At 53.5% G+C, this 8,126-nt stretch carries 7 protein-coding genes; 1 reads left to right on the top strand and 6 read right to left on the bottom strand.

The annotated features are described in order from the left end of the window. Nucleotides 1-160 precede the first annotated feature (160 nt). The gene (locus tag GRI58_RS15170; protein ID WP_160754459.1) at nt 161-736 is read right to left on the bottom strand and encodes a hypothetical protein; all 576 of its coding nucleotides are present in this window, start codon (nt 734-736) and stop codon (nt 161-163) included. A 351-nt stretch (nt 737-1,087) separates the two neighbouring features. Between GRI58_RS15170 and bamE the strand changes: the two genes are divergently transcribed. Beyond that, nucleotides 1,088-1,381: an outer membrane protein assembly factor BamE domain-containing protein gene (bamE, locus tag GRI58_RS15165; protein WP_160754458.1), complete on the top strand. Its 294-nt coding sequence runs from the start codon at nt 1,088-1,090 to the stop codon at nt 1,379-1,381. 77 nt (nt 1,382-1,458) lie between these two features. On the opposite strand, the gene GRI58_RS15160 is transcribed toward bamE, so the two are convergent. Genes GRI58_RS15160 through GRI58_RS15140 form a run of 5 tightly spaced genes read right to left on the bottom strand, consistent with a single transcriptional unit; the run spans nt 1,459 to nt 7,883 of the window. Continuing rightward, entirely contained in the window at nt 1,459-2,241 is a 783-nt protein-coding gene (locus tag GRI58_RS15160; RefSeq protein WP_160754457.1) for an HNH endonuclease family protein, read from the bottom strand. Between the two features lie 26 nt (nt 2,242-2,267). Then, nucleotides 2,268-3,989, bottom strand: a complete 1,722-nt coding sequence (locus tag GRI58_RS15155; RefSeq protein WP_160754456.1) for an AAA family ATPase — start codon at nt 3,987-3,989, stop codon at nt 2,268-2,270. 5 nt (nt 3,990-3,994) lie between these two features. Next, on the bottom strand, nt 3,995-5,545 hold the full coding sequence (locus GRI58_RS15150) for a restriction endonuclease subunit S (RefSeq protein ID WP_160754455.1): 1,551 nt from the start codon (nt 5,543-5,545) through the stop codon (nt 3,995-3,997). Further along, nucleotides 5,542-6,474: a GIY-YIG nuclease family protein gene (locus GRI58_RS15145; protein ID WP_160754454.1), complete on the bottom strand. Its 933-nt coding sequence runs from the start codon at nt 6,472-6,474 to the stop codon at nt 5,542-5,544. The genes GRI58_RS15150 and GRI58_RS15145 overlap by 4 nt, the downstream gene beginning before the upstream one ends. Beyond that, nucleotides 6,471-7,883: a class I SAM-dependent DNA methyltransferase gene (locus tag GRI58_RS15140; RefSeq protein ID WP_160754453.1), complete on the bottom strand. Its 1,413-nt coding sequence runs from the start codon at nt 7,881-7,883 to the stop codon at nt 6,471-6,473. The genes GRI58_RS15145 and GRI58_RS15140 overlap by 4 nt, the downstream gene beginning before the upstream one ends. Nucleotides 7,884-8,126: the final 243 nt, after the last annotated feature.

Genomic DNA, 8,126 nt, shown 5'->3' with positions numbered 1-8,126 from the left:
CCACAGCAGCAGTTCTTCGGCACAATGTTCAACATGCCGGAACTAAATCCAGCAACGCTCGATGTGGACCATCCGGCAATTTTTGAGCTTATGCAGTCCATCAATGAGCATTTCGCAATACCTGAGACCTTCCCAGAAGGACCATAACCAAGAATCACAATCAAGTATCAGCGGCCATCGTACGAAGTCGATCGAGATAAAGTTCATCTGCAATGCTCTGAGCACGCCTGAATTCTCGCACCTTGGCATATCGCTTGCGGCCTCGTGTGCGGGCATAGCGAGTATCGCCCTCTACCTGCCTGTGCAGCTTGCGTACTTTCCGTCGAGCGCGGGATAGCTCATCCTCGCTCTGGCTGGCGTATGTCAGTCTGTGGGCTTTGCGTGATGCGAATATGCCATCCACGAGGAAAAGCTGCTCGCAACGAGTGCCGGTCAGCGGGCAGAGGAAATAGCAGCGATAGCCGCCGAAAGGGCAGGGCACGCAGTCGATCGCTGCGCGCTGGTTGGGCACATCACCGGCAATACGTATTGATGCATCGTCAGAGTCGCTCAAATCGACGAAAATTCGACCCTCAAGCGCGTCTAGGTCCTGATTTCGCCAGCATAACGTGTCATACGTGCATTCACCGGGCTTCAGCAGCCCAGCGCGCTTCAGCACGCGCAGGTCGATGACAGGAAACTGCTCGACTGCTCCGCATTGGACGCTGCGCCGCCGCCCGGAATTGATGCCGCCCATGATGGCCTCTCTGTGCCGCTGAAACTGGGCGATTATACGAAATACTCTGGCGAAGATCAGGCGAAACCCCGACTATACAGCTTTCCATTGCCTGAAAGTGGCACCTGTCCCATACAGCTTGGCGATGCCGCCACGCACGGCATTGGGGATTAGTAACCCCGAGATGAGCGGTCGGTGCTGACCGCAACAGTACCGCACTCCTTGACTTATGGTCGGGGAGCCTGCGGCGTATGTCCAGGGCTCTCGGGCCTAAAGGTCGTAGGGCCGACTCATCTCGGTTTACTAACTCCCCGATCACCAGGGTTTAGGTGTGAAGTCGAAAGCGGGGGCGTACCGCCATCGACTTCCGGGGTGACACCCGAAATCTTCAAGAAATTCGCGATTGGTGCAGCCTTGATGTGCGCGGGCTGCGTATCGATGGGTACCAACTACGACGCCACTGCGGTGGATCGTCTCGAAGTGGGCATGACCAGGCGACAGGTCATTGAAATCCTTGGGAGACCCAATCAGGTTATCGACTACACCGATGGCAGCCAACGCCTTGTTTGGGTGCATTCTACAGGGTCGATGTTCGGCGCAAACGCTAGGTCAGTAGGATTACCTTTTGGCCCTGATGGAACGTTGACAGATGTTCCAAATCAATAGCTACTTGTTTAGCCGTCCTTGCGGGCATCTGAAAAGCTGCGTCAAATGAAACAATCATTTGCTGCTTGCAACTTGGCTCAGGTTTGAAGGAGGTCTTCTATCCAAGGATGATCAACGTCTCGCTCCCCCCTTAAAAGGAAACGCATTTCGCCGCTGAACTGGCTCTTTCTATTGATTGCTCTCAATATGCGCTCTGCAACCCTTTTAAATCCTGCTTCTTGGTTGGGATCTGTTTGGGCATTGATGAAATGGCCCTTCCCCTCGTCGATATCGCTCACGAGTTGAACTGCCGCAGTATGTCGTAGTTTGCAGGTGGGCTCATGATGAAGGTGGTATATTTCAATCGACGTATCAGCGCGTTTCCGCTCTTGATCCGAGTTTGAGGTGGCGCAAGGTTTCCCGTTTTCCTTCATGCATCCAAGAAGCTTCCAGTCACCGATCTCGCAAGGATCAAGTAAGGCGGGCCGTTCGGCAGTAAGCGGCCCGGCAGCATAGAGCCGTGCGGCTTCGTCAAGAAGGGGAAATCGATCCGCCTTTCCGCCAGCAGTGCCACCGTCAACATCTTTTCTGCGACAGTTGCAGAACGTGCAGGCATACCTGAAGTTGGCTTGCTTGAAGGCTAGCCACTTGTACCCGCTGTGCGGGTTCTGGGCATCGCTGACCCTTCCTTTTGGCCTAAAATGGTCTACTGCATTGTCGGATCTGGGTATGCAAACTTCACAGTACCAACACTTGTCGTTGGATAAGTTGGCTAGACCATCTTTTAGCTCACGCCAGACAGCCGCAAAGTCATTCGGGTCGGCACCGTCAGCCACCGCTTGAGCAGCAGCTTCAGCCCGAGCATTCCAGCCGTCAGGCAAAATGAGCTGTGTGCGGTCTATATACCTCAATTCCCGCTTGTTTCCTCTTCAGCCTGCTCGGAAAGCAGCTCCTTGATCAGCCGTTTGGCCAATTTCTCCCGCTCGTTGTTTTCCATTGATGCAGAAGCGGAAGCTAATTTCTCCGGGTCATCTGTTTCAAATTTTTCTCGCAGCGCTGCACCTCGCAGCCTGAGGTAGCGAGAGTATTCTTCGTTGGGATGAAAAAAGCGAAATCCTAGGCGCTCAAGCTTGGTGTTCAATTCAGAAAGTTGCGCTAGCTCTTCGCGAGAAAGGTTCTCCTTTCCTGCATAGGCCCTTTGCTTTTCCAGAAGGAGGTGCGTTGCATTATCAAGCGTGGAAGCAATTCCGAACATGTCGCTCATCACAATAGCAGCATATCCTTGTCCGCGTGGATCGAGTTCTGGGTGGACAGCGACGATTTGATTTTTGTTTTCATCAGTGGACAGCTGCAAAATTTGCACCTGTTCTTTTACCAACTCGGCGATCGCAAGAGGGTTGTGAGTGGTCAGGAGAATATGGCTGTCCTCGCGCTCACCGCTATCTTCGCCGGCGAACCTCCGCAAATAAGTGAGATAGTCAATCGCCCATCGTGGATTGAGATGCGTGTCAGGCTCGTCAAGGAGGAATAGGCTTTCTCTTTCTGCAGTGAACCTGAGAAGGCCGAGAACAGTGAAAAGCTGCTGCTCTCCTTCGCTTAATTCGCGGAAGGTGACAGTCCCGTCATTCTTCTTGAGCCGCACTTTAATGCGAACTTCTTCAATCAGTTGAGAAACATGGGTGCTTTCCAAATCGCGAAAGAATTCGGCAGGTCTTTGCTTTCCGACCAGCTGCTTCAGCGACGCGATATCTTTCACAAACAGATATTTGAACTCGAGCTTCTTATTGTTCCAAAGGGAAACTGGAACGCTTCTGCTGGTTTCGATAGGAGCAAGAGCGATATCTTGGAGGCGACTTAGGAAATCAGCGACGACGCCCTTCGCATTCCAAAATCGCGGGTCTCCCTCATTCGATTTCCAAGGAGGTTGTCGAAGCACGAAGAGAACCGATTCGATGCCTTCGTCCGGATCGATGCCCAGATGGTCGGCCAAGAAGTCGCGTACATCGCCAGATTGCTGTATCAAGAATGCCAAGAGGACAAACTGGCTATGAACAGGCAAGGCGTAGAACAGACGCTTCAACCCAGGATCCTTGCCTTGGCGAAGCTGCCTATCGAAGCCTTCTAGATATGGCTTGAACACCTCGTATAGCCTCTCGCTCTCGCCCGAATAGTAGGCGAAGACATAGTGGGGCAGGTGTTTGGCTGGCTCGTCAAAGAATGCCTTGAGAGAGAGTTTTTTGCCTCTCAGCGCTGAAGTTTCGGGCTTACCCTCTATGAAAGGCGTAAGCGTCCCGTCGCCTCTCGCTTCGCCTTCGGTAGCAGCATGAATAACAAGTGCTTCCTGAGCGCGGTCAGGATCTGCGTTTATATTGAAGTACAGAGTGTCTTCACCGCTGCCCATTCGATACGTCAGATCATATGCGAAGCTTGGCTTGCGTTTACCTTGGATCAGATCGCGAAAAATGACGGTCAGTGCTTCAAGGACATTGGATTTCCCTGTCCCGTTCCAACCGATCACAACAGTAATCCAGTGGTCCTGATCAAAATCGATCGTAACATCTTTCAGGTTCTTGAACCTGTGGGTTGGGCTATCCTTGGGACTCCCGATAGTGATCTTGTCCAAGCGCATGGGCGTTAGGCCGCCTTCAAACGCAGGCGATCGTGAAGCTTACGTCCATGCTTGTCATTGACTGCCTCTGTCTCGAGCTTTCCATCTTTATCAAGACTGCGAAGCTCCGCGTACAGCTCTTCAATTTCCTCCGTTGAAGCGCCAGATCCGATCCCGCAGCGCTGAAATGCATCCTGGGCAGAGATCCAACCCCCAGCTTCGGCTAGAGCTTCGTGAAGATTTTTTGCCATCGTTCTTATCTCCCTAGGCGCCGTCGGAATTCTCGTTTTGCGAACCCGTTTCTGCGTCGGCGCAGCGGCGCGCTCTGCCTCGATGCGCTCGAGCAATACGCTAGCCGGTTCATCGTTCGGAGCTTGTGGGACGAGGTCGCCACGAAAGGCTTTCCCGAGGATCGCGGCATCGAGTTTGGGAAGTAGTCGATTTGCGACCGCGTGATCGGCTGCGAGTCGGTCAAGCCAAGTGAATGAAGTTTCAATGAGCTGCACAATCTCAGCTTGTTCTTTCATAGAGGGAAGCGGGAATGTGAAGGCAGCCAGCTTCTTGGCGTTAATGTTCGATTGGCTAACGCCGTCCGTTTTTACATCCCAACTATACGCTCGACCCGAGGGGCTATTCAGGCAGTAGGTCAGAAACTGGGGCATCAGCATAGGCCCGCATCTTACCCGAATAAGATAGCCTGCGTAGATGGCCTCGCGTTCGCCGTCGTACAGTGCAGTCTTGCCAACAAGCTCAGGACTATTGGTGCGGTTGAAGAGCACATCCCCAGACACGAGGCGAAACTTCTCTATCTCACCCTCGTCTGATGTGTACTTCAAGTCTGTCCAATCGAGTTTACCATCCTGGATGTTGCCCATCCGCAAAACGGGCACCTTCCCTTCACCAAGGGACTTGGATGAAGAGCCATATTTGAGTTCGGTCGCCAGATCACCTAGTTCGCTGACCCTTGGATTTGGTAGATCGTTCTTAAGACGCCACTCGGCTGTTAGTTCGCCTAATGTTGCCAACTCAAGTAGGCGTTCCTTGTATCGAGCGATGAGGGTGGGGATGCGGTCGAGGTCTTTTCGGGTGCGGGCGGTGCGGGCGGTCAATCCATCTACCTTTGCTACAATCCGCCGCTGTTCGGCATGAGGGGCGAAAGGAACGTTGATCTCCGAGAGCATTTGCTTGGATATCACGCCCTGTGCAGTGCCGGTCGATCCTGCCCGAAGCTCTTCCACCTTCGTTTTCAGAAAATTATAGAGGTATAATTGTTCTAGGCCATTCGATGGGCGAATTGCAGCGACACTCCGTCCTATCGCACAATCGGCACCCAGATTGAGTTTTCCCGAAGTTGCCCCAACGACGCAAATGAGGACATCATCTGCAGTAGCCATCTTAAGAGGCTTTGTTGTCCATTCGCGAATGACTGGACGATCTAATCCAAATTCACCCGCTTTCACAAAGGGCGTGCCAACGCCCTCGGAGTTGCTGGCTGATCCTGGAGGGGCTTGGCCCATTACGAAATCCGCGAGGTTGCCCAAGTTTGCCATAACCCAGTTCTTCGGAAGCTCTGTCATAGAGAACGTTCCTGACTGGCCGACTGAGCCTGCTGCCAGTCATGATAGGTGCGCTTCTGCCCCTTCACCTTCCATTCGGTACGGCCATTGCTGTTGCGATCCAGAACCACGGCTGCGGCCGCAGATGGACTGTTGAAGCTGTAGGGCTTGGCGAAAACGTGTTTGCCGTCTGATCCAGGCACCAGGATTCCCTGCTTGACCAAATTCTCTTTAAGGGTGCCGTAGCTCTGCTGGACATAGCCAGTGTCCATAAGTGCCTGCGAGCCCTCGAGGACGACAAACTCTCCATCCTCCTCAACGGCTTCCGCGCTGACGCCTGACTTGTGACGAATTTCAAAAGTAGTTTCGTGCGCAGTGCGCTGTTCAACTGGAGTGCTCGCCTGTGCCACGGCGCGCGGTTGCGGCTTAAGCAGATCTAATCCTACCACGGGCAGGATGATCTTCAGATTGGCGAGGAACTGTTCCATATTCGCCTGGTCGGCCTCAGGCAGGCGTCGGCGCTGCCCAGCTGGGTTTGTGCCGTTATCGAGAGTGACGCGATTGGCATCTGCCGCCATCTGGATCAGCCTTGCTTCCAGATACTCAACATGCCCCTTGGACAAGTCATCATCGCTTGTGGTGACAGCAATCGCGGTTTCCCAAAATTCCCGCTGCTGAGCACTCTGCTTGATGCGCTCTCGGACACTGTTAGCCGAGCCAATATAGGAGCGCGTTCCGCCCACGGCTTCAGCGTCAGGCCCTGACAGGATGTAAATGCCGGTACGGTCGAGCTCGGGCCGTGACGTAAGTGCTGCGAAAGTGGTTCCAGTGGCAACAAACGTTAGGCCCGTCCAACCATGGATGGTGGCTTTGCGAAGACCGTTAGGTGTTCCGTCGACCAGGAATAGCTGGATTGTGCGCCCGAAAGTCTGATGAGATTGACGGCTCATGCTTCGGCGCTCTTCAAGTCTGCGAGCTCATCTTTCACAGCCTCGATTTCGGCGAGCGCGGAACGGAGGTGGCTCAAGATGGCAACCGCAATGTCATCGAGTTCCGTGAGATCGCCATCGGCCTCTCCGTTGCGAAGCCAGCTGATATCCAAGTTGTCGCCCCACGCAGCGATCTCTTGGCGAGTGAACTTGCGGAACCGGCCTTCCTCACCCTCATCCTTCCGATTGCCTGCGCCCAGAGGGTCAGGGCCGAACGCTTTGACGAAAGGAGCAAAATCTCGTTCGGTCAACGGGCGGGTTTTGCCGAAACTCGGCATTTGCGCTCGCAAGTCATAAACCCAGACATTCTGTGTCGACTTTGTCGCAACCTCGCTAATCTTTGTGAAAAAGAGGACGTTGGTTTTCACACCTTGCGCATAGAAAATTCCAACCGGCAAACGCAGAATAGTGTGCAAGTCACACTGGTCCATCAACCAGGTGCGAATTTCGCGTCCGACGTTCTCCTCAAACAGGACGTTGTCCGGTAGCACAACGGCGGCTCGCCCCCCGGCTGACAACGACTGTACTATGTGCTGTAGGAACATAAACTGCTTGTTCGATGTTTTGAAAGGCAAGTCGTCTCGTCTTGCTCTTGCTCCCCCAACGCTGGTGCCGAAAGGCGGGTTGGCAATGATCACGTTGGGTGAAGTAAGCTCTTCCGCATCGTGCGTTAGCGCATCTCCATGTATGACTTTCCCCTGCATCCCATGCAAAAACATGTTCATGAGGCACAGGCGGTATGTGTCTCCTTCGATCTCGACCGCTTGGAAGTGGGGAGGATTGCGAGCATAGGCGGCGCTATCGTGTCGCTCGAAAACGTATGATTGTGCTGAAATCAGAAATCCGGCTGTACCGGCAGCTGGATCTTGAATCGTCTCGCCTAAATCCGGCTGCAACAACTGGACCATCGCATCAACTAGCGGACGCGGGGTAAAATACTGTCCCGCCCCTGAGCGGGCTTCAGATGCATTACGCTGGAGGAGGCTTTCGTAAACGGCGCCAAGCCCATCAGACATCGCTTCATGCCAATCGATCTCGTCAATGCCCTCCACGACCTTACGGAGATTCTCTTCATGATTAAACACCGTGGTCGGAAATCGAAAAATCTCCCGGACAATTTCCTTGTCAGCGTCTTCGCCAAGACTCGTAAGCATCTTGCGGTAGAAACCAAGCATGCCGGGGCTAGCCTGCGAGGTCAGATCCTCCCAACGATATCCTTGCGGCAGGAGATCATCCTTGCCGGTCTCGGAAGCGGCCTTCAAAAACAAAAGATATGTGAGTTCTGACAGATACTTGTGATAGACTATGCCGTCATCACGCAGCACATGACACAGTGACCAAATCCGTTTCGATATCGCTAAAGTAGACATGTTGCCGTGCCTACGTAGGCCCGGCAGATGTTGCAATGATCTGGATACATCATCATGAACATCAATATCAAGCGAGTCCCGTGACCATTCTCAGCATACCTGACAGCAATTCATTAGCTTGCACTGGCTGCGCTGACGTCACCTTCGGTAACGTAGCTGAATCTGTGACCCCATTGGGACCCACACGGATGGTTGCGCCGCCCGATCACCCGTAAGTTCTTGAAAAATGGTGGACGCACTAGG

The sequence above is a fragment of the Qipengyuania algicida genome, assembly GCF_009828025.1.
GTDB lineage: Bacteria > Pseudomonadota > Alphaproteobacteria > Sphingomonadales > Sphingomonadaceae > Qipengyuania > Qipengyuania algicida.
This window is presented reverse-complemented; position numbering and strand designations above follow the sequence as displayed.